Source organism: Acidithrix sp. C25 (assembly GCF_904848545.2).
Window position 1 is genome coordinate 1 of the sequence record NZ_CAJHCI020000004.1, and the last position, 26,027, is coordinate 26,027.

The 26,027-nt window shown below is 47.9% G+C and carries 25 protein-coding genes and 1 pseudogene; 14 read left to right on the plus strand and 12 right to left on the minus strand.

Features of this window, described 5'->3' with window-relative positions; all coding sequences use genetic code 11:
• From ACIDITHRIX25_RS000000102820 to ACIDITHRIX25_RS000000102850, 7 genes and pseudogenes are all read left to right on the plus strand, one after another.
• The coding region (locus ACIDITHRIX25_RS000000102820) for a hypothetical protein (RefSeq protein ID WP_213333497.1) at positions 1-264 on the plus strand (264 nt) is incomplete at its 5' end.
• A 26-nt stretch (positions 265-290) separates the two neighbouring features.
• A pseudogene (locus ACIDITHRIX25_RS000000102825) lies at positions 291-467 on the plus strand (acyl-CoA reductase C-terminal domain-containing protein); the annotation flags it as partial.
• 63 nt (positions 468-530) lie between these two features.
• The gene (locus ACIDITHRIX25_RS000000102830; protein ID WP_201733604.1) at positions 531-1,157 is read left to right on the plus strand and encodes an HAD family hydrolase; all 627 of its coding nucleotides are present in this window, start codon (positions 531-533) and stop codon (positions 1,155-1,157) included.
• A 109-nt stretch (positions 1,158-1,266) separates the two neighbouring features.
• Positions 1,267-1,575: an alcohol dehydrogenase catalytic domain-containing protein gene (locus tag ACIDITHRIX25_RS000000102835; protein WP_201733605.1), complete on the plus strand. Its 309-nt coding sequence runs from the start codon at positions 1,267-1,269 to the stop codon at positions 1,573-1,575.
• Positions 1,569-2,471: a zinc-dependent alcohol dehydrogenase gene (locus ACIDITHRIX25_RS000000102840; protein WP_201733606.1), complete on the plus strand. Its 903-nt coding sequence runs from the start codon at positions 1,569-1,571 to the stop codon at positions 2,469-2,471. The genes ACIDITHRIX25_RS000000102835 and ACIDITHRIX25_RS000000102840 overlap by 7 nt, the downstream gene beginning before the upstream one ends.
• Positions 2,472-4,061: an NPN-dependent hydroxyacid isomerase, LarAH14/15/16 family gene (gene larAH, locus ACIDITHRIX25_RS000000102845; protein WP_052605657.1), complete on the plus strand. Its 1,590-nt coding sequence runs from the start codon at positions 2,472-2,474 to the stop codon at positions 4,059-4,061. It begins immediately after the preceding gene.
• 37 nt (positions 4,062-4,098) lie between these two features.
• Positions 4,099-5,034, plus strand: a complete 936-nt coding sequence (locus tag ACIDITHRIX25_RS000000102850) for a lysophospholipid acyltransferase family protein (protein ID WP_052605656.1) — start codon at positions 4,099-4,101, stop codon at positions 5,032-5,034.
• A 374-nt stretch (positions 5,035-5,408) separates the two neighbouring features.
• Here the strand turns inward: ACIDITHRIX25_RS000000102850 and ACIDITHRIX25_RS000000102855 are convergent, their stop codons facing one another.
• Together ACIDITHRIX25_RS000000102855 and ACIDITHRIX25_RS000000102860 are read right to left on the minus strand one after the other, a co-directional pair.
• Entirely contained in the window at positions 5,409-6,200 is a 792-nt protein-coding gene (locus ACIDITHRIX25_RS000000102855) for a GntR family transcriptional regulator (RefSeq protein WP_349632153.1), read from the minus strand.
• A gap of 486 nt (positions 6,201-6,686) precedes the next feature.
• On the minus strand, positions 6,687-6,965 hold the full coding sequence (locus ACIDITHRIX25_RS000000102860; protein WP_213333421.1) for a hypothetical protein: 279 nt from the start codon (positions 6,963-6,965) through the stop codon (positions 6,687-6,689).
• A gap of 6 nt (positions 6,966-6,971) precedes the next feature.
• On the opposite strand from ACIDITHRIX25_RS000000102860, the gene ACIDITHRIX25_RS000000102865 reads away from it, so the two are divergent.
• Together ACIDITHRIX25_RS000000102865 and ACIDITHRIX25_RS000000102870 are read left to right on the plus strand one after the other, a co-directional pair.
• Positions 6,972-7,352, plus strand: coding sequence for a hypothetical protein (locus ACIDITHRIX25_RS000000102865; protein ID WP_201732923.1), 381 nt, complete (start codon positions 6,972-6,974; stop codon positions 7,350-7,352).
• Positions 7,353-7,388: 36 nt separating this feature from the next.
• Positions 7,389-8,129, plus strand: a complete 741-nt coding sequence (locus ACIDITHRIX25_RS000000102870) for a hypothetical protein (RefSeq protein ID WP_201732924.1) — start codon at positions 7,389-7,391, stop codon at positions 8,127-8,129.
• 297 nt (positions 8,130-8,426) lie between these two features.
• Here the strand turns inward: ACIDITHRIX25_RS000000102870 and ACIDITHRIX25_RS000000102875 are convergent, their stop codons facing one another.
• The 7 genes from ACIDITHRIX25_RS000000102875 to ACIDITHRIX25_RS000000102905 all read right to left on the minus strand — a co-directional run bounded on the left by ACIDITHRIX25_RS000000102875 (position 8,427) and on the right by ACIDITHRIX25_RS000000102905 (position 14,891).
• Entirely contained in the window at positions 8,427-8,612 is a 186-nt protein-coding gene (locus tag ACIDITHRIX25_RS000000102875; RefSeq protein WP_052607221.1) for a hypothetical protein, read from the minus strand.
• A gap of 94 nt (positions 8,613-8,706) precedes the next feature.
• On the minus strand, positions 8,707-8,832 hold the full coding sequence (locus ACIDITHRIX25_RS000000102880) for a hypothetical protein (protein ID WP_268749173.1): 126 nt from the start codon (positions 8,830-8,832) through the stop codon (positions 8,707-8,709).
• A 44-nt stretch (positions 8,833-8,876) separates the two neighbouring features.
• Positions 8,877-9,086 (minus strand): hypothetical protein, encoded by a 210-nt coding sequence (locus tag ACIDITHRIX25_RS000000102885; RefSeq protein WP_201733607.1) that lies wholly within the window; start codon positions 9,084-9,086, stop codon positions 8,877-8,879.
• A gap of 134 nt (positions 9,087-9,220) precedes the next feature.
• Positions 9,221-10,009 carry a type 1 glutamine amidotransferase gene (locus tag ACIDITHRIX25_RS000000102890; protein ID WP_052603992.1) on the minus strand — a complete coding sequence of 263 codons (789 nt, stop codon included), beginning with the start codon at positions 10,007-10,009 and terminating at the stop codon, positions 9,221-9,223.
• A 2-nt stretch (positions 10,010-10,011) separates the two neighbouring features.
• Complete coding sequence (locus ACIDITHRIX25_RS000000102895) at positions 10,012-11,283, minus strand: MurT ligase domain-containing protein (RefSeq protein ID WP_201733608.1); 1,272 nt, start codon at positions 11,281-11,283, stop codon at positions 10,012-10,014.
• Positions 11,284-11,730: 447 nt separating this feature from the next.
• A complete protein-coding gene (locus tag ACIDITHRIX25_RS000000102900; RefSeq protein ID WP_201733609.1) occupies positions 11,731-12,024 on the minus strand; it encodes a hypothetical protein in 294 nt (97 codons plus the stop codon).
• Positions 12,025-12,560: 536 nt separating this feature from the next.
• A complete protein-coding gene (locus ACIDITHRIX25_RS000000102905) occupies positions 12,561-14,891 on the minus strand; it encodes a hypothetical protein (protein ID WP_201733610.1) in 2,331 nt (776 codons plus the stop codon).
• A 1,238-nt stretch (positions 14,892-16,129) separates the two neighbouring features.
• Between ACIDITHRIX25_RS000000102905 and ACIDITHRIX25_RS000000102910 the strand changes: the two genes are divergently transcribed.
• From ACIDITHRIX25_RS000000102910 to ACIDITHRIX25_RS000000102930, 5 genes are all read left to right on the plus strand, one after another.
• A complete protein-coding gene (locus ACIDITHRIX25_RS000000102910; protein WP_201733611.1) occupies positions 16,130-17,059 on the plus strand; it encodes a LysR family transcriptional regulator in 930 nt (309 codons plus the stop codon).
• Between the two features lie 206 nt (positions 17,060-17,265).
• Complete coding sequence (locus ACIDITHRIX25_RS000000102915; RefSeq protein WP_052604000.1) at positions 17,266-18,180, plus strand: SDR family oxidoreductase; 915 nt, start codon at positions 17,266-17,268, stop codon at positions 18,178-18,180.
• Between the two features lie 1,000 nt (positions 18,181-19,180).
• Complete coding sequence (locus ACIDITHRIX25_RS000000102920; RefSeq protein WP_213333498.1) at positions 19,181-20,269, plus strand: glycosyltransferase family 4 protein; 1,089 nt, start codon at positions 19,181-19,183, stop codon at positions 20,267-20,269.
• Between the two features lie 110 nt (positions 20,270-20,379).
• A complete protein-coding gene (locus ACIDITHRIX25_RS000000102925; protein ID WP_201733613.1) occupies positions 20,380-21,006 on the plus strand; it encodes a DsbA family protein in 627 nt (208 codons plus the stop codon).
• 148 nt (positions 21,007-21,154) lie between these two features.
• On the plus strand, positions 21,155-21,808 hold the full coding sequence (locus ACIDITHRIX25_RS000000102930; protein WP_052604004.1) for a phosphate signaling complex PhoU family protein: 654 nt from the start codon (positions 21,155-21,157) through the stop codon (positions 21,806-21,808).
• An 85-nt stretch (positions 21,809-21,893) separates the two neighbouring features.
• Here ACIDITHRIX25_RS000000102930 and ACIDITHRIX25_RS000000102935 read toward each other — a convergent pair whose 3' ends face one another.
• From ACIDITHRIX25_RS000000102935 to ACIDITHRIX25_RS000000102945, 3 genes are all read right to left on the minus strand, one after another.
• The gene (locus ACIDITHRIX25_RS000000102935) at positions 21,894-22,331 is read right to left on the minus strand and encodes a pyridoxamine 5'-phosphate oxidase family protein (protein WP_052604005.1); all 438 of its coding nucleotides are present in this window, start codon (positions 22,329-22,331) and stop codon (positions 21,894-21,896) included.
• A 566-nt stretch (positions 22,332-22,897) separates the two neighbouring features.
• Entirely contained in the window at positions 22,898-24,505 is a 1,608-nt protein-coding gene (locus ACIDITHRIX25_RS000000102940) for a cytochrome b N-terminal domain-containing protein (RefSeq protein ID WP_201733614.1), read from the minus strand.
• A gap of 808 nt (positions 24,506-25,313) precedes the next feature.
• Complete coding sequence (locus tag ACIDITHRIX25_RS000000102945; protein ID WP_201733615.1) at positions 25,314-25,736, minus strand: universal stress protein; 423 nt, start codon at positions 25,734-25,736, stop codon at positions 25,314-25,316.
• Positions 25,737-26,027: the final 291 nt, after the last annotated feature.

Below are 26,027 nucleotides of genomic sequence, written 5' to 3' on the forward strand. Positions count from 1 at the left end.
CCTTCGACAAATATTCCTGTCTATCAGGTTGCCTCGGGCTCTGCTAATCCTCTACGCTATAAGGTCCTTGTCGACCTAGTGCGAGAGTGGTTCCTAGAACACCCACTTTATGATTCACAGGGACAACCTATCCTGGTACCAGAGTGGAACTTCCCCGGCCGAGGTCGGGTCCAAAAACAACTCGCAAGGTTAGCTACCAATTTAGAATTCGCTGATTCGATAATTTCACATCTCCCCTCAGAGGGGAACGAGCCGAACTCGTAACAGACTTAGAGGAGAAGAAGGAGGCTATAAATAGAGCCCTTTCATACGTCAAGCTCTATGGCTCCTACGCGGAGACCGAAGCTATCTTTGACGTAAAGAACCTCCTTGCGCTTTGGAATAAGCAAAGCGCCTCAGATCAATTAGATTTTGCATTCGATCCGCGACTGATCAATTGGGACTCTTTTGTAACAGAGATTCATCTACCTTCAGTAGTCAAACACGCAAGAGTAAAGACGACCCCAGATCGCAAGTCCACTAGCGCTCGAGTGGATCGTACCACCTCATCCATATTGAACGATGAATTCAAAGTGGCAGCTTTTGACCTAGAGAACACAGTTATAGCATCCAATGTCGTCGATGCATATGCCTGGTTTGCAACAAAAGATCTCCCTCTTGGTAAGAAAGCACTTTTTTCGCTCGCGCTAATGGCTGAAGGACCGTCGCTGATAGCCTCTGATCGAAGTGATAGAGGTGACTTTCTGCGCAACTTCTATCGACGCTATTCAAAGGCAGAAGCGGCTCATCTCAGTGAAGACGCCAACGAACTCTTCAACTCCTACCTCCTAAAGAAAGCATTTCCTCGGGCTATCGAACGGATTCGCCATCACCGCAGATTGGGTCACAAGACGATACTGATAACTGGAGCACTCGACTTTGTCATAGCACCATTAGCGCCACTCTTTGACGACATCGTCGCATGTACCATGACGACCGATAGCCGTGGACGCCTTACCGGAAACTTAGATCAAACCCACCTACCGGGGAAGCGCGAGCCATTCTGCTCGGAGACTTTGCCGATAAATACGAGGTATCCCTCTCCAAATGCGTTGCATATGCGGACTCGTCATCCGATCTTCCAATGCTGGAGGCTGTTGGCTTCCCGGTGGCTGTAAATCCAGAACCGCGCCTACTAGCGATGGCAAAAAGACGGGGTTGGACGATAGAAAATTGGGAACGGCAACCAGGACATTCAAAACTACTCCTCCCGATTGGTAAAGCACGATGAAAGCTTTAGTATTCTCAAGATCTCCAACGAGGTACGCGGCGACGCGGACTCTTAGCGTGGTTAGTTCGCGTTTCAATGCGTCGGTCTCTCCCTTAGACTTCACAACTAACTTCGAACTACCAAATAGAAACCTTCCTTATCAACAATGCAAGGTACTTTTGAGCGGAATCTGTGGCTCTGACATATCCATGCTGGACTCATCTTCTTCTCGATACTTCGAAGATTTCACCAGCTTTCCTTTTGTCCCCGGCCATGAAATTGTTGCGCTTGCCCCAATGACGATGGGACTAAAAGGCGAGTGGTAATTGAACCGGGATTAAGTTGCATCGTACGAGAAATCTCGCCCCTCTGTGACTACTGCAGCGTTGGCGCTACCGACAAATGCATAAACACCATCTCCGGATCACTAAATAGTGGAATTCAAACTGGCTACTGCCATTCAACTGGCGGAGGATGGTCTGAGAACTTTATCGCCCACCCGAGCCAAATCCATGACTTGCCAGAGTCGATCTCAAATGAAGCAGCCCTCATGATCGAACCACTTGCATGTGCCATGCATGGAGTTCTGCGAGCTAAGCCCAAGGCCGATTCTGAGGTAGCAGTTATTGGCGCTGGAACCGTCGGTCAGATGACGCTCGCAGCCCTCTTCACCTTGGCGCCTGAGGCCAAGGTAAGTGCCTTAGCCCGCTACTCAAACCAAGCCGAACTAGCTAGTTCGTTCGGTGCCTCGATTTTACGTTCCAACGACGAACTACGTCGAACTGCAAGGCGAAAGTCAAAGGGTATCATGGTTGCCAATAGGGTAATGGGCGGCTTCGATACCACATTTGATTGTGTTGGCACAAATGAAACCTTAAGCCATGCACTCGAAATAACTAGACCTGGTGGCACTGTAATTCTCTCCGGTCTTCCTTCTCCGATGCGAATAGATTTAACTCCGCTTTGGCACAAACAAATCTCTATCGTGGGCACCTACGCATATGGTAGCGAAATCTACGAAGATAAGACGATACGAACATTTGAACTCGCTATTCAAAGAGCCAACTCGCTTGGCTTGGAGCGATTTGTATCGACAATTTATCCCCTCGAAGATTTCGAAGAAGCAATTAATCACGCTAGAAATTCAGGGCGCAGAGGAGCGACCAAGATCGCATTTGACCCTGCATCCAAAGTTTCACACACACCTCGAAAGGCATCCTAATTGAGTCCTAGACCTGGATTTATCCTAAATGTAGACAAGTCGTATCCGGGAACTCTCTTTTGGCACGGCGAAGGCTATCGAATTGAAAAACTTCCCGAAGGTTCATCTGTCATCTATGCACCTGAATCGCTACCATCTTTATCTGACCCTCTCGGGGCCATCGAAGATGCTCTGGACAACCCAGTTGGCGATAGCGATCCGTTGGATACCCTTCTGACCTCAGGGATGCGCTTGACAATCGCCTTTGACGACGTGTCGCTTCCTCTTCCTCAAATGGTCTCACCCGACATTCGCTCCCTAATAATTGAAGCAGTATTAGAGCGTGCGGCTAGAGCAGGCGTCGAGGACGTGGTGCTGATAGCTGCTTTAGCTCTCCATCGCCGAATGACCGAATCCGAACTTCGCCATGCGGTCGGAGATCGAGTTTATGACTCGTTTTACCCACGCGGTCTCCTTTTGCAGCACGACGCCGAAGATCCCAAGGGGCTTAGCTTTATAGGCCTCACGCCACAGGGCGAAGAGGTCGAAATCTCCAAGCGCGCCGCTGAAAGCGACCTGATAGTCTATGTAAATGTCAATTTAGTCTCCATGGATGGCGGCCACAAGAGCGTAGCTACTGGTCTATCTAGCTATCGGAGCCTAAGACATCACCATAACGTAAAGACAATGGTCCACTCTAAGTCATTTATGGATCGTCACAATTCGCAGTTGCACTCGTCCAACTGGAGGATGGGAGCAGTCATAAAAGAGGCAGGCATCAAGATCTTCCAGATCGAAACCACTCTAAATAACGACACCTTTCCAAAGCAATTCGAATTCCTCCAAAAGCGCGAATGGGAGTGGAACCTAAAAGACCGCGCGAAATTCATCACCACATCTAAAGCTCTAGAGGCCACTCCCCCATGGATGGCTCGTAATATCTTTCACTCCATAAGATCTCCCTATGGCCTTACTGGCGTGAACGCAGGTGAGGTAGACGCCGTCCATGAAAAGACGCTTGAGCGGGTCTACAAGCAACAACTGGTTCATGTCTCTGGACAATCCGACATATTGACTATGGGTTTGCCATTCATTGGTCCATACAATGTCAATTCGATCATGAACCCAATTCTGGTCTATTGTTTGGGACTTGGGTATTTCTTTAATATGTACAAAAACAAGCCTCTCGTGCGAAAGGGAGGTGTGTTGATAATGAGCCACCCCACGCGCAACGAATTTGACCCGGTCTTTCACCCTTCCTACATTGACTTTTACGAAAACGTCCTAAGTGAAACCACAGATCCAATTGAGATCGAGGCAAAGTACGAAAAGAGTTACGCTGAGGACCCCTGGTATATCCATCTCTATAGAACAGGTAACGCATACCATGGAGTTCATCCGTTCTATATGTGGTACTGGGGAGCCCACGCACTTGACCACCTCGGAGCAGTGATTATTCTTGGTGGCGACCCTAAGGTTGCAAAGCGACTGGGTTTCATGGCAGCAAGTACCCTTAATGACGCATTAGCAATGGCCTCGGCTTATGTTGGTACTTCTCCGTCGATTACACACTTGCACTCACCTCCTCTGTTGATGGCTCAAGTTGAATAATCTAGAATTCGAAAAGATCTAATACCAAGGACGAGCAATGGCAAAAATGCGTGGACTACTGGGCAAGATAACTATGCCCTTCCCACTTGGTCGGCCCACTTGGCCAGCCAATGTAGAAAGAACAATTCCCAAGTCAAAACTCGGTGCAAACTACGATACAGAATGGGCTAGAAGGTACTCAGTACGTCTTGTACGATCACTGATAACTGACTATGTCACTAAACCCGCGATAAATATAGTTGCTTCCCCAAAAGTGCTCGGTACCGATCGCCTAAAGGGTATCGACGTACCTGTTATCTTTGCCGCTAACCATGCCTCTCACTTAGATACTCCGCTTCTACTCTCGGTGCTTCCAGATGACTTTCGCCACAAGACGGCTGTTGGAGCCGGAGCAGACTACTTCTTTGACCGCAAATACAAGGCAGTCATCTGGTCATTCCTCTTAGGAGCAATTCCTATCGAGAGAACAAGGGTATCGAGAAGATCAACCGATTTAGCCTTAGAGATCCTGCGCGATGACTGGAACCTAATTCTCTTTCCTGAAGGCGGCAGAACCCCTGACGGTTTCGCAAGGGAGTTCAAAGGGGGCGTCGCGCAGCTAGCCCTAAAGACAGGCTCGACCATCGTACCCGTCTTCATAGGTGGCACCTATGAGGTCCTAGGTAAAAATAAAAAAGGCTTTAGCCCCGGTTCTACAGTTGTAAACTTTGGCAGGCCAATAAGTCCTAGCGGTTCAAATCCCCGTGATTTAACCAAAGAGTTACAAAGTGCGGTCAACCGTCTTGGAGATGAAGTCTACAGCGACTACTGGGACGCTGCGCTAAGAAGCGGAGCAAGTTCCACGCCGGACTTGGCCGACAATGGCGATAATTCCTGGATAGCAGAGTGGAATCGTCCCAGGTTTAGCGACACCTTTGAAGATTCAAAGAAAAGTCGTTGGCCAAGATTACCATTTATCGACAAGCCACTCTGATTTAAAAGCCTGCTAGAGAAAGACGAGCCGAGCCTTAAGGTCGACGTCGACATATTTATTATCCAATGTACTCCCAGGGAACGGCTTTCTCTCGGTTTAGGTAAGGCCAAATTACACGATGCCAGCTCGTTATTTATAAGGTCAGTTTTAAGGATAAAATCATCTACCCGTCGCTCTTTGGCTGTCTAGCGGTGGTTATCCCATCCACTTATAACCTAACTACCAATCGCTCCAAGGACTAACCCCTGGTTGATCCAAACTCTAGATACGAGGAGACTTATACTTGGACCTAACGCCTAATAAAACGAGGGACTGAGATAGCCTAAGGCAGTACTAATTGGTTAAAAATTGAAAAATCGGCGCCGAAAGAGCGGCTATGATTGCACTAGACGCAGACCCGAAGGAGCTATAGAATCTGGCTCACTAACCAACTCGGTAACAAATTCCGTTTTATGACCAGGAAAGACGGAGACTGAATAAAGTTTGGCCCCACCGTCTTCATCATAGGTAATCCTCTCACACCAAAGCGCCGGCGAGTCACGCGGTACTCCAAGCAACTTGGCATCGTCATGGTCGATTGCAATGGCCACAATTGTCTGCACCGCCCGACTCAGACGCTTAGCTAGATTACCCCGCTCCCCCAAAAGATCATACAAACTCGCCTCCTCCAGTTCAGGTATCGAAAACTGAGCACCAATTTGCGCCGGAACCCAAACTGTAACCCTAGCAAACGGATTACCATCGGCGAGGTTGATTCTCGTTATGACAAGCAACTCGCCCTCGCCGAGAATCTCCTTCAGCCGGCCCTCGGCGATCTCAACCCGTGCGGAGATAATCTTCCTGCCCGGTTTAACACCTCGTTCAGACATCTGGGCTTCAATGGTAGTGAAGCGCCCTAAGCTCTGACGTACCGGGTCTGAATTCGCGATCCAACCAAAACCCTGTCTTGAGTCAACAAGGCCCTCGCTTCTCAAGACATCGAGAGCTTTTCTTACAGTAATCCGACTAGCCCTATGAGTTCGTGAAAGGGCCGCCTCGCTCGGTAAGACCGAGCCACGACTCACCTGTCCGGACACAATTTGCGTACGGAGGCTGGATGCAATCTCTATATATCTGGGTGTTTTTTTGCTTTCTATATTCCCAAGATACCCAAAGTTGGATACAATTCCAAAACCGAGCCCTCAACAATCATTAAAAGCAAAAAAGTAAAAGCTAGGTTCTAATTTTAGCGTTACAACTTAGGCTAGGTACAAAAAGCGCCTAGGCGAGAGATTCTCTGGTTGGGTAGATTCTCTGGTTGGTATATATTCGCTCACCGACCTATAAGCAGCCAATCTCCTCTGTAGACATTAGTTAGCTGTTCAACTTCGAGATGCGCCAAAATCGTTTGGCTAATTTCCGAGAGCGCGATCAACTGTTGGCCACTCAACACATTCGCAAAGCAATGACAGACTGCTACGGCGTGGATAGGCTCCGCCATAGTGATTCGCTTCAGACCCTCTTCAGTGAGCACCTTAATCGATCCACGCCGATCGGTGCTACATATCCTTGCGAACAACGACGCCACGCACGCCATCCGGCTAAGCTGCTGAGAGGTACGACTGCGCTACCAGCCAAGACCGCTGGCGAGATCCATCGAACGCATCTGGTGGTCAGAAGACTTCGAGAACACAGCACTGGTCCTCATCGACCACCACGTCGGCACGATCAGCTGGGCGGGCGAACTCGTGGTCGAAGAGAAGGAGCAGTTTGTTGCTGGCAGCACAGCTCAAGATGTGAGTTACGGTCATCGCGCGCTTCGCTGAGGCGGCTGGTATACCTCTTGTCCTCACGAGCAGCCTCGAAACCGAAGCACAAGGACCGCTATTGCCCGAGTTCGAAAAGTTCCTTCCCGAAGAGTTCGTCGCGCGCATCAAGCGAGAGGGAGTCATCAATGCTTGGGAGGACCCGGCTTTCGCCGAGGCAGTGAGAGCCACTGGCAAGACGAACTTGCTGATAGGTGGTTTGACGACCGATGTCTGCTTGGTCCCCCAGCCCTATCGGCGAAAGAAGAGGGCTTCAACGTCGTAGCACTGATGGACACCTCGGCTGCTTGCACCAAAATCGGTGCCCAGAACAGCCGTGACCTCTTACTAGCCACGGAAATCGAGTTGATGACGGTGATACCCATGATCACCTCCATAATCTCAGGAACTACTAGAACCCTGCCTCTGGGGAGCTTTACGCCGCGTCCGGTGAAGAGGGTGTCTATCACGCCTTCGCCCAGGGCGACCTCCGCTAACATCGCCACCGGAACCCTCGTCGTATCTGCGGTGTGAGGGTTCCGGTGGCCCGAGATTCAAGAGGGTACAACTTTGCGTGATTGGCCCAGCGCATCACAAGAGCGAGGCTTCTTCTTGCCTGTAGCTGAAGCCCTGACAGTCGGCGTCGTGTTCGTCGCGGTATTGCTGATTGGTTATCACTCACCACGCCCGCGCGATGGCCGCGTCGACGTGGTTGGCAGTCCGGCATCCGTTCCGGCGCTAGTTCATCAATGTCAATCAAAGCAAACCGGGGGCTCTCGACCTTGTCCGGGCTCGCTCGAGCGAAATAGGCCTCGAGTCGCTACGCGAGGGACGGATATTCGGCGTCCTCACTCTAAGCAGCAATCCAACTCTCTACGTTGCCGGCGCCAACGGGCTGTCAGTGACATCTGGCCTCGAAACGAACTCTTACACTCGATGATCTCGCAGAGCGCTCCATTGCACACCGTCGACAAGTTGCCCCTACTGCCCAATGACACGTCGGGGCTACCCCTCTTCTATCCAGTCTTTGGCGTTGTAATTGCCAGCTACCTGTTCGGGATCGCGTCGGTGACTACGGGTCGGAGCCTCTCACCGACTGGTCGCTGGGCCCCGGCGTCCCTGCTTGCATCGCTACTCGCCGCATTATCAACGTTGATTGCTCGCTTCAGTACTCAAACCATCAACGGCCACGCCACTATCGTCTTCCTCTTTCTCCTGTCGCTTGTTGTAGGTGCGGAACAGCGATGTTCCTCGGTATCTTCAACACCTTTCGCGCAACCATGGCCACTGTGGTCCTGGTGCACTCGCTAGCGCGAGCGGGGGTCTGCTCCCGGCTCCGTGGCATCCTCGTTGGCTCGGAGCGTTGCGCGGCCTCTTGCTTATGAGTGTGGCACTTACTGGTATTCGCGACGCCGCCTACTTCAGTGGTGTTGGAGTGATCCACGCTCAATCTGTTCTGTCTGCGTGGTCAGTCGTACCGGTTGTATTCATTGCCATCACCCAAAGATTGATGGGATGGATATTCCAGTAATTCATTTCCACCTATTCTAGTAATACGTTTCCATCCATTCCGGAAACTCTTTACCAGTCTTTTGGAGTAGGTGAATATCAAACCTTTCGACCAGCTGACTTTCTTAGATAAGTCTCGGTTTCCGAACCATCAATCACGAATGCTCGCGAGATTCCGGATTTAGTGATCGCAAGTTGTGGAATAGTCAAAAGAGAGGCTAACGCCAGCGCTATTAGCATCGCGATGAGGATTAGGGCTTGTTGGCTCCCTGAAAGAGGGATCAATCTTCCCTATCCCCCCTAACGCCTAGGTTCTTCCTTAGCGACTCCAACAATTACTTAGCGACTCCAACAATGTATAGGTTTGAGCTTGCGCCTGCTACTTACGAGCAAGCTCGCGTTCTAAGAGGGTCACCTTTGCCCGTTCAATCGCTAAGTTCGCACGGTACTCCTTGGCGGCGATGCTAAAGCGGTCATTGGCATTGCGACAGGCCGCCCTTTCCAACCATCGCGATCCTACGCCAGAATCCCAAGTGCCCGAGGTAGGTGTCAAGTTCGAGTTTGGTCAGGGATTGGACTCTCACAACATCTCTCGTACTTTGCCTTGAACGAGAGCGTAATCGACGGGTTCGCACATGCGGAGAACTTGCCAATGGCACCGGTTCGCTTCAGTGACGTGTTCTGGGTGTAGCGCGCATTGAGTGGAATTCCTTCAACATTAGAAAGCTCGATAACTGCACCTTTGTCTATCCCCGTCATCAGCTAAACATAAGAACTTCCTCAGCACTCGTTCCTTTTATTTTCCTGGGTATACCGTTTCCATGACTCCTCTATCTTTGCCCTATCTTTGACTGAATTAGATTTTCCGACAAGGACTCTGAAGGCTAGAGTTATCAAACAGTCCTAGAGTTAGGTTGCGTTAACCGTCTCATAAGGGTGCGAACGGACCCCTTATTGCCTTGAACCTCTTTGATTCGCTCACGCCTCAAATTCTCAGCTTCGATACCTATATCGCGCCTTCGAAGCGACTCTAGTTCGAGTCCGTGAACCCTCTCCAAAAGTCGATCGGCTAGCGCAGGATTCCTAGCAAGAAGGGGCCCATGGGCATAACTTGCTATAACGTTATCCGACAAATAACCGTCCTGGGTGTCTTCGTATCTATTTCCAACCCCGCGGATCACACGCCCTAACGGATTACCATCCAATATCTCCGTCTGACCCCCATGGTTTTCATATCCACTTAACAACGCAATTCCAAGCTCCGACGACGCCTCACAGAGGAGCTCGCCGACACAACGCCGTTGGCGACCGCGCCGCGTAACGACCGGTATCAGGCCCAACCCTGGGACGTTATCCACGTCCGAGGTTGCAAAGGACTCCCCAATTATCTGAAATCCGGCACAAATGGCTAATATTTGACGACCCTGCTGATGAACCTCTTTCAAGACTCCATCTCTCCGCAGAGCATCGACTGCCGCCTGTTGGGGTCCATCCTCCCCTCCGCCTAGAACATAAACATCACCTGAATCATCTAAGCGTTCCTGAGAGTGGACCACCCTCAGCTCAGCATCAACTCCTCGAAGAGTTGCCCGCCTCACTAATATCTCAGCATTGCCCGAATCGCCATATGTGCCCAAAAGATCTGGATAGACCAACACCACTTTAAACTTGGACGTAGCCATCCTTAGACACCTCCGTTGATATTTGGGCGACTCGATACCCTAAGGGTCGATCTCGCATCCTGGAACGCGGTGTAGTTTCCAACGACGACAGCCTCAGAGCCAACGACGTGGCTCAGAGCCCGTTCGAAAGATTCAACAACCTCATGATCTACATTGGCATAGCTAAGACGAAGGCCAATATCCCATCGTCGATCGCCAAAACATATAACCCGACGGTTTGAAAAACGCCCGAAGTCTACATCGTAAAGCCATGAAGTATCTCTACCGTCTGCCACTCTGGCGTTGATACCAATTACGATGTCTCGCTCATCACTAGCTAACATATCTATCAACGCTTGCCAACCGGCTGGATTTTTAGCCATCAAAGTTGTCAGCGAAAGACCCTTATGTTCGATCGTGTCATAGCGTCCCGCTACGGTTCGAACCTTGGAAACGCTCAGGAGTGCATCCTCTGGGGATAGGCCCCACTCAATTCCCAAGATAGCTGCCAATGCCCCATTGCACGCATTGAAATGACCAGGAAGTCCGACATGGACTGTTCCGATCGCCGACTTATCCCTATAGAGCACCTCGCTTTCGAAGCTATATTTGGCAGTAGGCATTCGAAAGTCACAATCAATACAACGATAAAACTCATTTTTGCCAAACTCAAGCGCCGAATCACAGACAGGGCATACTGTCGAATCCAGTTTCCACTGATTACCAAGCGCAACACGAACTACTTTGTTGCAATTCATTGTCGCAAAATGTATGTGGGGATCACTTACATTAGCAATCACGGAAATTTCGGGATTTTGGTCGATCAATTTCTTCCAACGAAGCGCCAAGGATTTGACTTCACTAATGCGGTCCAACTGATCCCGTGAGAGATTCATGAGTACTAGCCACTGCGCGCCAGTACGTCGTGCGACTTCACCTAAATGCGCTTCGTCAACTTCAAGAACTCCGATCTTCGATTTATTCGAATTCTCCAAAGCCAAGGCTACGCCAGGAGTCATGTTATTTCCAGACGCATTAGTGAAGACCGGCGCAACTTTCGATAACACCGAAACACACATGGCTGTAGTAGTCGTTTTGCCGTTAGTTGCACTCACCAAAACAATCGACTTGTCCCTCGAGATGCGTTCGATACCACCTGGATCAAGCCGATTTAATATCAAACCAGCTACTGCTTCCCCTGAGCCCCGACCACTAGCCCTCGAAGCTCTACCAACAATTGTCGCTAACGGTCCGGCTAGGAATCGAGTAAAACCAGAAACTTTTCTCGAAATCAATTTTTAGGCAACCTTAATATCATCGAACATATGCCAACCCAACGCCTTAACGGTGCCTCATACGACTAGAGCATATTTACAAAATCACAACTTAACCTCAACAGAAGTAGTTAAACAGTCAGGTTGCACAATCGAAAACATCCGATCCACTCGATACTTGGCGGCGCAAAAGTTATACAGATCAATCTAATCTCGAGAAGTCATTGCCTCAAATATAATCACATAATTTACAAAAATATAAATGACTCCATCGTTAGAGATGCAGGCCTACCAACCCTCTAATAGGGCGTTCTGTCTCATTCGGCTCAGGAAGAGTGCGCCACCATCTTGAGCTTTGGCTCTGGCCAATAGCGGTCAACGTCTCTATGTGCCAATCAGTCGAATCTTATCTATTTAAAGACTCAACCTGATGGTTAAATGAGAGCATTTTTGATCAAGGCGCTAGGTTCAACACCAGTCATATCTTCCTTCATGCGGGTTCAAATTGCCATTTACAATGAAAAGAAGCTGACTATTTGCTATCGCAAAGACATAAAGACTCCATCGATCCAAAAAGATAACGACCTCAAAGTTAGATAGCTCGCCTTTAGATTTCACCCCTAAGCTCTCATCTACCTCCTTTACCGCTGGAATATTAGGGCGGTTGTCCCACAAGAGAAAGAACTTATACAAATACCGAACTGTCGAGGAGCGATCTTGTTCTTGTCTTTTGTCAATTCCCCGAAAATTCTCAAGATCCAAGGACCATTGTCCAGCTAAAATCCTAGGGGCTGTTAGCAGCGAACTTCCCAAGCCCTATCAACGTCTGTCAACGGCCATGAGAAACAAGATAGATGCGGTCCACAAAATAGACCTTTTATGGCAAATTGCTTATAATTTTAAAGGGCTACAAACACTCCAGGCGCTTGCTCGTTGCCCTTTGGAGAATTTTGTTACTTTTATAAAGCGTCACAAGCACAATGGCCAAATTGCTTAAGAGCTTTGGATTAACGATCCCATGCACTCCTTGAAAAAAGAGCTTGCTCAGTTCCGCTAATCGCGATTTCCTAGGGATTTATTCAATTGGTCGTCCCGCCCTAGATGCATCGCGATAGTGAGTGTCATTTTAGTTGAAGATGAAGAGATAAATTTGGTGGTGAACGATTAATCGTTCACCACCTTCGACCCACGGGCCATATTTCCCCTGTAACATGGGGCAGCTAATCCATTGAGCACCCCTGTGTGAAGGATAAAATCCTATCTAAAGATGGATCCTCAAATATAGGCTTTTGTCATTACTATGCAATTGCCGCAATTGGCGCATTTAAGTGAATTGAGGCAACTCCACCGTCATAGCTTGAGTTGAAGTTGAAGACTCCACCATCAGCCCCGACAAGGCTGTAGCCGTTCAACGGGGCGTAATACTTGATTCCCACTATTGGTGCATTCAGGTGAGTTCCACCAAGAGATCCTTGGAACTTAGCATCTCCAAAGCTAAAGACTCCACCATCGCTTGCGACTAACCAATAGCCTTGACCGGATCCACTGGATGCAATTCCAACAATAGGTGCATTCAGGTGAGTTCCACCAAGAGATCCTTGGAACTTAGCATCTCCAAAGCTAAAGACTCCACCATCGCTTGCGACTAACCAATAGCCTTTCCCATCGGGAGTCGATGCTATTCCAACAATAGGTGCATTCAGGTGAGTTCCACCAAGAGATCCTTGGAACTTAGCATCTCCAAAGCTAAAGACTCCACCATCGCTTGCGACTAACCAATAGCCTTTCCCATCGGGAGTCGATGCTATTCCAACAATAGGTGCATTCAGGTGAGTTCCACCAAGAGATCCTTGGAACTTAGCATCTCCAAAGCTAAAGACTCCACCATCGCTTGCGACTAACCAATAGCCTTGACCATCGGGTGTACGAGCTATTCCCACTACTGGCGCATTGAGTTTAACGCTAGCCATCGATCCTCTGAATGATCCATTGAAGGCAAAGACCCCTCCGTCCTTTGCCGCAAGAAGATATCCCGATTGGCTTTGCCCAAGTGGAACACCTGGGGTAAATCCAGAAGTATCAAAAGCTGGGGGTGCCGGATAAACGTTGCTTGGGAAAGTCCGCGGACTAGAGTCAGCAGTTGCATTGTAACTAGGGTCGCTATAGCACTTGGCGGCATATGCATTAAGTGCCGCCGGTGTTGCGCCGCTCCAAGAACCAGTGGCTACTCGCGACATTAGGCCATGAAGTCCACTGGCATATTCGGCGGCGCTAAAGGCACAGTGGCCCGGATCATTTACGTAAACTTGATTCAATAAGTTTGAATTACCGCTCGCCGCCACTGCATTAGCATAGGAAGTCTCATTCTCAGGTGGCACCAATCCATCATTGGTTGTATGCATCGTAAGTACCGGGATTTGTATATTCCCATTGAATGAGAAATAACTTTGCAGATAGTGCAACGATGATGGGTTTGCCGAAATCGGAGTTGTACCTTGAATTGAAGCCAAATCAGAGCTCAATGAAATTCCAGCAGCCGCATAAAGTGCCTGGACTTCAGCATAGTCTGGCGAATTAGCGAGCACTTGAGCGTAATTGACGCCGTTAGTCCAAGATGGATTACCGCCAGCTACAGACTCAAGGTCAGATCTCCCCGGACCAAAAGCAAAAGGAAAATCTACATAAAACATCCAGTCAGCTTGGCCTAAAAGAGCAGACTGTAGTCCCGATGGGGTGGATAAGTTAGGTGCAGTGGCACTCGATTGAAATGGAATTTCAGTAGAAGTAGGCGTGCCAGAAGGAGCTTGGGAAAACCAAGTCGGCACGCTACCAAGGGCAGCTACCAATGCTAAGCGCGCCGCGGTAGCTGCCGAGGAACTCGCCTTTGAAAGGGCTCCAGCCAAGATAGCATCGGCGCTTGCATAGTTGCTCGTTGCTGCTCCTGGTGAGATACCAGTCGTCAATAGAGACCCTGTTGGATCAAATAGCGTCTTAAAGGCAACCTCGGAATAGAGGGCTCGATTCCAAGCGGTCACGCCACCACCAACGACTCCACAAGCCGGCATAGCCCCAGTAAAGGTGGTCGGGTTTTGCTGCACTAGCGCAGCTGTAATCATTCCACCCAAGGAAACGCCAGTCGCATATGTAGCGCTAACCGCATTGGACGACAAAGTCTGGCCCAAAACCGCAGGGTCATTAGTAGCAATCAAGCTCTTAGCGTCATTGAGAGTCGTAATTTGATCCACAAGTGCAGCTTGAACTGCTCCCCATCCATTCTTCGCATAGCTCGAACCCGCCAGGGCATCTCCCTCTGCTAATAAAATTGAAGCAGTTCCCGCCGAGAAAGCGTCGACAGCGGTGAGCGGATTTCCAGAAAAGACATAACCATGACTATACAAAATCAAATTGCCATTGAAGTTAGAAGGTATCTGGATCAGCTCCTTTGACCCATCGGGGGCCACCGTGGTACAGGTACTAACCGTGGGCTTCGCTGAAATATTTGGAGTTGCCAAAGACGAAGTAGCGCAGGAAAAACTATTCGACGCTCCAACTGGAGTCGAATTTACCAGCGGAATAGATGCGCCAGCCAATAGCGCCAGGGCTGATAAAGACCCCTTCAAATGCTTCATATATTCTCTCTCATCTCTCTTATCAATAGTTTTCGAGATCACAGTTCTAGCACACAAAAAACCTCCAAATGAGGAAAATATCATAAAGATAAAGGCATCCACCACTGTTTACAAAATTACGTAACTTAGGATGTAATTGCTATTCGGGAATGATCTCACGGTAAAAATACGTATAGGCCGGTGATTACCCGCCATCTCAACAAGCCACATCGACACACCTATGCAACAACAAAGACGAAATACCTAGGTGACTCATCTAAATATCAATTAGCAACTTGGGCGAACCCACCAGGGAAACTACTGCATTTTAAGCACATAATAAACTCCTATTAGAGCACACAAGATTGCCTGGCCACGCCGGAGGTTTGCAAGCCTAAATCAGCATAACATCGCTCGATATCCAGGCAACATAGCGAATAAATGTCACAACAACTAAATCACCCAAATCACGGTTTTAAAGCTAGTTTGCGAAGATATTCCCTAGTAGTCACGACAGCGAGCACATAGGGGCTAGAAATCCACAGAGAAGGAAATCTCATCTTGGGATAGTAAAGATGTGGCTCTGGTCCTAACTTTGGCGGAAAATTTTCCCTCAATCGCGGATTCCAACTAGTTTTTAAATAATCTGAATCTACGAACACATCAACACTTTTCAACTGAAGAACCTTCAATTCCTATCTAAAGGTAATATTCATCTGACGAATAAGAGCCCGACCTATATTCCTCACTGAAATTCGCCACCGTCAAATCTCCCGTCAAAGCACAACTTCTTAAAAGTCCAAATTGAAAATTTCATATGATGACAGCTATATCAGAACAATACGTCCCAGCTAAAAAGAGTCCATGCTCAAGAAAGATCTCAAGAAAGATGCAGTATTCAAAGTCGATTCAATCAAGGAGGTCAACATAGGACTTTGGCAGTGATGTAAACTTATGAAACTAAAACACCGTTCGAAATGCCAGAACATCTCAAGCCCACCAAAGAACATCCGAGCAGCACAAAGAGGATAATCTTCCAGATCATCGAGAACTGTAATCTCACGATCCGCCAGATCAAAAAGAGGGCGACCACAGATAGACGTCCAGGCTGGCAGAGTAAAAAAGAAGGCCAGCGGGGGGAGCTGGCCTTCTTCTAATTTGCAAGCTGGAGGGGGGATCCGTTATCTTGCTAATAAACATAATAGTCAATGTGCAATTATCTCTCTATCAGTAATGTACGATAGCTAGAATCATATTTTATGATCGAATTACGGCAACTTCGCGCCCTCCTAGCAATAGAAGACTTCAAGTCCTTCTCACAAGCCGCCCATGCACTAGGAACAGTTCAATCTAATATCTCAGCCCACCTCTCGCGGCTAGAAGATTCTGTCGGTGCAATCTTAATCGACAGGAAGAGCGGGTCGTTGACGCAAGAAGGTCGTGCGGTAGCTTTACGTGCAAGGCGCCTCTTGACGGAGTTGGACGCCATCGATTCCGACATCTCCGGACTAAAAAATGACGTCAGGGGTCGGGTTAGGATAGGGATGGTAGGAACGGTTGCTCGATGGTTCGTACCTCCGCTGATCAACGAATTATCCCTTCGCCATCCCAACCTCAAAATAGAAGTTGCAGAAGGAACAACCTCTGCACTGGAAGCAAGAGTCTATTCAAATGCATTTGAGTTTGCAATCATGACTCGACCCACCAACACCGATGAACTGGCCTTCAGGGCCGCCTTTGAAGAACCTCTGGTGCTGATTACGACCAAAGAACATCGACTAGCAAATAGAGAGGCAATCACCTTGGCTGACCTTGATAACGAGCCACTTCTGCTGCCTCCCCGAGGCACCCAATTTCGTGACCAAATCGAATTGATCGCAACGCAAGTAGGTATCACGCTCCAACCTAAAGCAGAAATTGATGGGATACGGCTCTTAGCCTCCATGGCATTCGATGGGTTCGCACCAACCATTGCACCAACGTCTGCAATTCCAGACTTCATGGTCGAACGGTTAGGAATTGTCGAGATTACCGGACTGCCTCCCCGCAGAGTAGGGATAGCACGGCGAAAAAGGGTCGCGCATTCTGCGGCCGTCAAGACCGTTCTTGATATCGTAGATGAGTTCTTCAGTTCGTCCAAATTGGCCCATAGGTACAAATTTCCAAGAGGCATACGCCAGATACCTTGAAGATCCCTAAGCCAATCAGGCCTGAAAATCTCACCAGCACCTTCCGGTCGGACTTAGAAATGAGACGGGAAAAGCTGTTTGAGCGACATTTTCACTTGACCCTGATGTATTGTTTTGTGGCAAACTATATTGGATATTACCATCTAGTAACATAACGACCTCCAAAGCGGCTTTTGCCGCCTGGAATATCCCCAAGGAGTTAAAAAGTGGCAGGTATCTGCGAAGATCGAGTTGTAATAGTAACTGGAGCTGGCCGAGGCATCGGAAAAGCACACGCTCTGGAATTTGCCCGTCAAGGTGCGAAAGTTGTAGTCAACGATATTGGAGCCGAGGTCGACGGCAGTGGCTCGTCAATTGGACCAGCTGGCGAAGTGGTCGATGAAATCCGTGCTATGGGCGGAGAAGCGGTCGCAAACGGCGATGACGTCTCAGATTGGGAAGGCGCCCAACGCTTAATCAATAGCGCAGTCGAAGCCTTTGGCACCTTAGACGTTCTGGTAAACAATGCTGGAATTCTCAGGGACCGAATGCTCATCAATATGACAGATGCGGAATGGGACGCGGTCATCCGCGTACACCTTCGAGGAACCTTTGCACCAAGCCGATGGGCCGCGACCTATTGGCGAGAGCGCGCAAAGGAGGGCCACACCAATGATGCTCGTATAATCAACACCTCTTCTTCGAGCGGCATATATGGCAACGTCGGCCAATCTAACTACGGTGCCGCGAAAGCTGGGATAGCATCCTTTACGGTCATAACCTCCCAAGAGCTAGCCCGTTACGGAATCACTGTCAATGCCGTGGCTCCCGCGGCACTAACACGAATGACCGCCAACCTTGGCTTTGCGTCCAACGATGAGAAGCCAGAAGCCTTTGACATCTTTGCACCTGAGAACATATCACCACTGGTTGTTTATTTGGGCTCCTCCGCCTCCAAGGCGATCACAGGAAGAGTCTTCGATGTAGTGGGCGGCCATATAGACGTTGCTGAAGGATGGCATGGCGGACCTGCGATCGACAAGAACGATCGTTGGAGCGTCGAAGAACTCGCCGACCTTATACCGGACCTTGTCAACAAAGCGGCACGAAATGCTGACATGTCGGGCAGAATTCCTTCGTAACAGCGTCCAACTTTGCGCACTAGAAAACAATACAAGTCATAGCATAGATCTCGCCAACGACCAGCACCGGTCAACTCCAAAGCTGGTTGTTGGCGAGATCATCGCCTCATTACTAGCCATTACCCACTAATCATGCGCATTAACCCAGAGAAGCCTTAGATCGAAATCTAGCACCATGAGGATCACGGATTTAGGGTAATAACACCAAAGCTCATCCAAAAATAACTCAATACAATCAAGACGTGGCCTATTTAAAATATCCGCCTACTTGAAATATCTAAGGCTTCAATAGCCGCGACCTATCAATTGGTTCATTTCACTTCTAATTACCTTTATAAAGCCATCTGAAGACTTTTCGCAATAGATAGAGCACTTCTTCAAACAAAAACCATATTACCTAATTTACCATTATTACAATGTCATTGGTCTGGAATATATTGGTTCATTCCTCCCAATCTCCGAAGGATTCAACGCTGGAAAGTGACAATTTATCTGGCAATTCACTCAAGATAAATATGTGAAATAGCAAAATATAAAATTACTATAAATACGCAGACCTCTCTGAATTCGAAATGCTCAATTGCTCTGCTATGGTTACTATTGAAAAATAAGATAGAACTCAAGCATGAAAACAGGAGATTCTATAATCAAAATATTGACGATTAACAACCACAGCATAGCTCATACATTAACTCAAATTATAAAGCTGTGTCTAAAAATTAAACAACTTATAGCGGTCCCAGTGATATATGTGCGAAGCACACGATGCGCTCTGTTGCTTGGGCAAATAATGATTGTTGATCACTACTGCAAATAATCATAACAATTTATTGGATCGCCTTTTGCTATCAATATGCTCGTTAGTTGAGAATATATCCAAATCAATCATGCCCAGGCAACCTATATGTCTTCCCGCAGATCACTAGGCGAGAAGTTCATAAATTTATAAATACGAAGTAATATTATCCAAAAGATCATCCATTGTAATATGTAAAACAAGTTGAAATCAGAGAAGCAATTGACATTAAGGATCCTCATAAACTCAACACCCTGGTACGAAGTTGCACCCCGCACCTACGGTGGAATTGAGTCCTTTTGCGCAAATTTAGCAAAGGGCCTTGACGCTTTGGGGGCTGAAGTTGGAATCGTCTCGCCTGGAAATCTCAACATCGACGGCGATCACAATATCATCCATTTTCAGAGCCTTAGACAAAGTGCAAATCAAAACTACTCACAACCCGAACCACTCATAGCGCACCACAACGCATTTCTAGACGCGCTCAGATCGACCAAATGGGACTGCGTCAGCGACCACACGCTTATCGGCTCCCAAATGGCGTCACTTACCTCCACGCCTGCGGTTTTGACAGCACATCGAATCATGGATGAGCAATACCGGGCACTTTATGGTGCGATCTCTAGGCATACACCGATCGTTGCGATCTCCAACCGACAGGCCGAGCTGGCGGTAGACGTCAATATCACAACAGTAATTCACCATGGAATAGACACCGATGTCTATCGTCCAACGTCGCATCCCAGTGACGACTACTTGGTATTCTTGGGATCAATGACACAATTCAAAGGTGCTCATATCGCCATAGAAGCCTCTCGTCAATCCGGATATCCTCTTATAATTGCAGCAAAATGTCAGGAACCAGTTGAACTCAACTACTTCGAGGAGTTCATCTCTCCCAAGTTGGGAAACGACGTTACGTGGATTGGCGAGGTGGGCGGCCCAGACAAGATAAACCTCTTGGCAAACGCTAGCGGTCTAATATTCCCCGTAGGTTGGGAAGAATCATTTGGCCTTGTGATCATTGAGGCTCTCAGCTGTGGAACGCCTGTCATAGCGTTCAATCGAGGCGCTGTTCCCGAAATCATCACCAACGAAAGAACCGGATATGTGACCCAAGATCTCAAGTCAATGGTGAAGGCCATAGAACACATCGATCAAATCTCTCGTTCCACATGTCGAAAGGAGGCTCTAGAACGATTTGACTATAGAGCCATGGCATCTAGCTATTTAGCCACCTTCACCAAATCCATCGCGCGTTACCATTCTACCAATATGCTCCAAAACTTATAGTTGGAAGGTAAAATCCCCTTTACCGTCCTCCCAAAGCTGGGAACAAAACAAAAGCCAATTTGTTGATCAACCAAGTCAACAATAGAGTCACAAAAAGGAAACGAGTTATCTTGGACAAAATAGAGTTCTTCTTCGACCCGATCTGCCCTTGGGCGTGGGTAACTTCCAGATGGATTGATGATCTAGCCAACCAACAAGTCGTCGAACCTACCTGGAGGTTTATCTCACTTGCGGTTGTCAACTCATCAAGAGATTACGAAGCGGAATTTCCACAAGGATACACAAATATCCACGGCTTGGGCCACAATCTGCTTCGTGTAGCAGCCGCAGTTAGACAAGACTCCGGAAACGACGGAGTTGCCCGTTGGTACCGAGAAATTGGAACCGAACTCCACACAAATAAGAACCGTGAACGCTACATAGCCGGCGAGTCCATAGCGCCGATCCTAAAGCGAGCAGGCATCGATCAGGAACTCGAGGGCGCCTTTAGTGATTCAACTTACGATGCACTAATCACCGCAGAGACCAACACAGCGCTAGAGCGCACAGGACGAGATGTTGGCACCCCGATCATCACCTTCGGAGAAAATGGACCCTCACTCTTTGGCCCTGTCATGAGCACGATCCCAAAGGGACAAGATGCCATTGAAGTCTATGGCGCTTACAAGGTTTTAGCCAGTCGGGAAGACTTCTACGAGATGAAAAGAGCCGTTCGAAAAGCACCGGTCTTCGAGTAATTGAGCAAAGCAGTTTATCTATAGGCGTTAGCCGTAGTCACAAATACAATTCAAAGAAGTGCCTACGGCTCGCACTCTTTCGTCCTAAGATATAAGGGCACAAGGAGTCGCACCTAATGCAAAAGTTAAGGATCCGGGGGAGTCACTTTTGAATAATTCTGATCGGGGTCCCTATCTGAACAAATTATTGGAGACAAATGAGTTTCAATCGATCGAGACACTCGTAATCCAACTCTTTGGCTTAGTGGGTGGCCACCTATCCGGCGCCACCGAAGCACTCCTTTCAGGCGATCACCATATTGCTCGAGACTTAATACGCCGCGACTCCATGGTGGATGAACTCTACAAGAACATTCAGAGATTCTCCTACGAAGTTCTCCTTACCACGGTTCCTGAGGAAAGCGCTATGCGCTATCTCATCTCAATTTTGAGAATAATCCCCGAACTAGAACGTTCTGGAGATCTAGCAGAGCATATCGCCAGACGCGCCCTCCAAAATGTAACAGCCGAACTGACTCCACGAATGAGAGGGATAATCGCCCAAATGGGAGAGATAGGTCTCAAAATGTGGATGCTAACAGCCGATGATTTTGCTGATCACGAATGCACCCACCAGTCTACCGTCGAATCCTTAGACGATGAACTCGACGACCTTCAAGTCGCATTGGTAGCAGAGTTAGCCTCGGGTGGGCTTCCTATTCCAGTGACAATCGAACTCGCATTGATTGCCAGGTTTTACGAAAGATTTGGAGATCACGCAGTAAACCTCGGAAGAACGCTCAGGGAACTTTGGATGAAATAGATCCCTAACTTTCTGCTTTCCTGAGCGGCTATATCTCAGCAAATTGGCAGTCCAAATCTAGTCTGGTATAAACCCATCTTTCAATTTATCGACCAAAGGCTCGAATATTCTTCGGTCCAGAGATACGCCTACCAGATATGATGTCGGGGCGTATTCCAAGAAGACTTGCGGAATCCGCATCGATCCAAACTTCCATAACATTATCTATCTTAGAAATCAAAGTGGGCTCTTCATCCAAGCGAAAGGCAACTCCTATCGCCAGCACCGACCAGCCATATTCGTCTTCACTCGAATATTCATCTACTTCAAAAGCCACGACCGACTTGTTGGTCGCAGCGGAAAGCTTCGCACCGCTGGCCGAGAGAACGATAATAACACCGTCTACAAATCTATAATTAACTGGCAAAATAGCAGGTAAGGCATTTACCGATAAGCCAATACGTCCGAAGTCTCGACTCTCTAGCAAATCAAGGCATTCCTGGCCAGTAAGCATCTCAAGGCCGTTTCTATCAAATGTTGTCACTTATCAATCCTTACCTAAAAGAGTCGCTATTCAAAGGGTCCAAGGTCACTAAGTCGAACGAAAAGTCCTGCCATGTCTAGTTACCAAGTCTACGCTAACTGTGAATTAAAGAGTATTTGGGGCATTCGACAGATCTCATTAGCAAAATATTTAAATTGATTTTACCGACTCAAATAGAAGCTCGACGCTGCCTAGCTTGAGGCGGGACAAGTTACGAATTTACAGATACATCAAAGGACAACAATTACCAATCTATTTCCAAGTCCGCTCGGGTCAATCCCTCTAGTTGTCACAAATATACAGCCACCATTAAACGAGCATTCTGTCACTTTATCAGATTATAAAGACGCCCAATTGCCGACAACCTAACATTTGAAAACTTATAGATCTAATCTAAACCAGCAGTCGATCCAAAACTCTGAACTTGGATAATTTAAGTACACAGAAGCCAATATTTACCCCACTCGTAAAGGAAGCCTATCGACAATTGTCGATAGGCTTCCTTGTTGATTTGAAATATTTATTGCTACAATAAGAAGAATCTTTGAGGTTTCTTTGACTTATATCTAGTCGATCTTCTCTGACTCAACTTCGCGATAATAATCTCGCCAAATAAGCCTATAGAGCTTTACTTTCTCTGGAATTGCCCGAAGACCCGGAATGAATGGTAGCAACATCATGCCCAAACTTAGAACAATGATTATTGACCATACCAGAACGTCCGCATTACCTGAAGTCGAGAATGGAGATATCTGATACCAGAAGGTATACAGCCACAGCCACGCTTGGCCAGGGTAGTTTCCGGTCTCGTTCATCATTCCCCACTGAGTACCTAGCAGATGTTGCTTTTGTGCAATTCCTGCCATGTATCCACCATCTGCCAAAAAGAGCAGAGGCTTGGTATAGTCGGTTCCGTAGAATCCAGTTCCAGCAACCAATGAAGCATCAAGGCCGCCTGAGCTTGCGAGACGTAGTAGTGAGTTCATCATGTACGGAACAGGACCATATTGCCCACTCGGTACACTTACCACACCGCCAGCTGCCGTTCCTTTACTAAGAGCCTTAGTATAGGCGTCGACCCATTTGCCATCCTGAGATGCTCCAGCGCTATTGTAAGTTGATAGATCACTCGCCAATGTCGGGTCGTTTGTGACCGTGGCAAGTGGCTTTAGAACAAAGTCTTGAGCTGGATTAACTGGAATCGTTACGCCAAAGATCGAAGGGAAGGAGATTGGTCCTAGCTTCTGACCTGATCCTGGAACGTTATTGTAAGGGTAACCATATCCAGCAGAGATCGAAGTGCCTGCTAATTCACTGGTAGCCGTTGAAACAAAGTCCACGGGAGCACTTCTTGCCCAAGTTTGAAGGGTAATTGGAGCCTCATCAGGAGAGGAGAAGACCACTGCGAACAGAATCGTCAAGACGAGCACTACCGTCATAGCGATGGTACCCTCTTTTAGAATGTCGTATCGGCGATACTTACCGGTCCAAGGCTTATCATCAGCTGGGTAGTCCTTAGCGCCCTTTGGTGGGAATGGATGAACCACTCCTCGCAACCTAACCATAACCACGTGAATCGCGACGATGATCAAGACAATCAATGGAAGAAGGACGATATGCCACATTAGCATCTGTCCAAAGTTCAAAACATTGAAGAACGAGCCTATGCCTGCAGCATTAAGGCCGTCTTTACCTTGAGTAGAGATCCACTGAGAATCGAAGTTCTGCTGGGAAACGTAACCGGTAAAGGCAGTACCTACGGATGCCAAGAATGTGATCATTCCAGTTATCCATGTGAGGGATCTCTTCCCGCGCCACGAGGCCATAAAGAACTTGCCCCACAGGTGGATAATCATAAAGAAGAAGAAGAGTTCCACGCTCCACATATGGAGAGAGTTCACATAGTGGCCGATTGAAGAACCATGCCACCAAGATGGCCCTTTTACGGCCAAGATAGCACCCGAGAGTGCGACTACAGCCAAAGCCGAAACGGTCAATATTCCAAAAACGTAGATCCACGAAGAGACATAAGAAGGTTGTCGATCGGGGAGCAATTTCTCTGGTGGTAGCTTTCCGTAGAACTTTCTTCTGACCTTATTTGTCCACATATCGCTATCTTCGGGCAACCCCGCAACGATAGACTCACGATCCATACCATCCATTTCAGTCTTCATGATTGATGTTTCTTTCCAGGAAATGGCACGAAAATTGCCAATAGAAATACCGCTATCATCAGCAAAATGACTATAAAATTAGCCACCGAGATCGAAATGACCCCAACACTGATGAAATGCCCCGGAGTATTCAAATTCACGAGACTGGCGATAATTGGAACTAGAGCAGCAAACGCCAGTTTCATCTTTCACCACCTTACTTTGCACATTCAAACGAAGAATATCTCCGCACTTACAGTCTCACCGATAGTCACCGATTTGCTAAGTGACCTTTTACCCTTTTGCGACCCTATAATGTCCCAACATTTACTCGCATCCATGCACTTGTGCGAAAGTTCAATCGCTAAAAGTAATGTGAACCCCTTAGGGTGATATTAGCCCCGCTAGGGGCCAAACCGTAACGGATCAGGCGATATCTCAATAAGTTACCTGCAACAGCTTTCGTATGAATAGCGCTCTGACCGATATTCATTTCTAAAATCGGCGCACCCATAATCTTTAAAGACTCCTTGGCCTGGCAGCTTCGCTAATTCAAACCTAAACCACCAGCGGCTTTCGAATAGGAAAAATAATCTAAAAAATCTGAACCTAACCAAGGCAAAATTCCACGAACACACCAAGTTACCCTTATGTCTCGGACCAACTCGGTACCGCGGTGATAGATATGTGAACCAAGTAGCTTCGAACAGTTCACGAACTGCCCATCGTAAGGCAGTTGCCTTCCTAGAAAAGCAAGTATCACTCCATAGCGTCGGCCAAATGGTCGAGATTGCTTAAATCACATTCTCCAAGGAGAAAGCTACCCTTGTTACAAGGGCGGATGAACTATTACAACGGGGCAACGAGCGGCCTCCGAGACGTGATGTGATGTGGAGTCGATCAATCCGCCAATTACGCTGTGGCCACGAGATCCCACAACGATCAAGTCCGCGCCGACTTCACTTTCAAGCATAAGTAGCACCGAAACTGGGTTACCATCCCGCAAAACGAGTTCGTAGTCTAACCCCGAATCAGAAAGAGGCTTAGCCCATTCACTGCCAAAACGTTCTCTGATCGAATCCATGTGACCCTTGGTCGGGGTGATAGAGCCATTCGAATCTTGGTTCAATAATCCACAAGCATGGACGCCAACTACCTTCGCTGAAAGGATCGAAGCAAGTTCTATCGCCCATAACAATGCTGCTTTGGATGCATCATCTTGGTCGATTGCGACCATAATCGTTGAAATCATCACATTCCCTTAGGGTAATTTAATGGGTAAAACTGCAATGAACGGGCTGCCAAATGAAGACCCAAACAGATCTCCCTAGAGGAAACCAGCGCGAAAATCCTGTTTCAATCGATATAGAACTCACCTGGTATCGCGCCTCATTCGTTCCTTTATCCTATTTGAGAGGACGTCTTGTCCAGAGAGGCTATTGGCACATCCAAACCCACCTTAAAGCCCTACAATTTCGCGTAAGAAGTCACCCCAAACGATAAATAACAGGTACAGGCATACAAGTCCCTTGAAACTTTTATT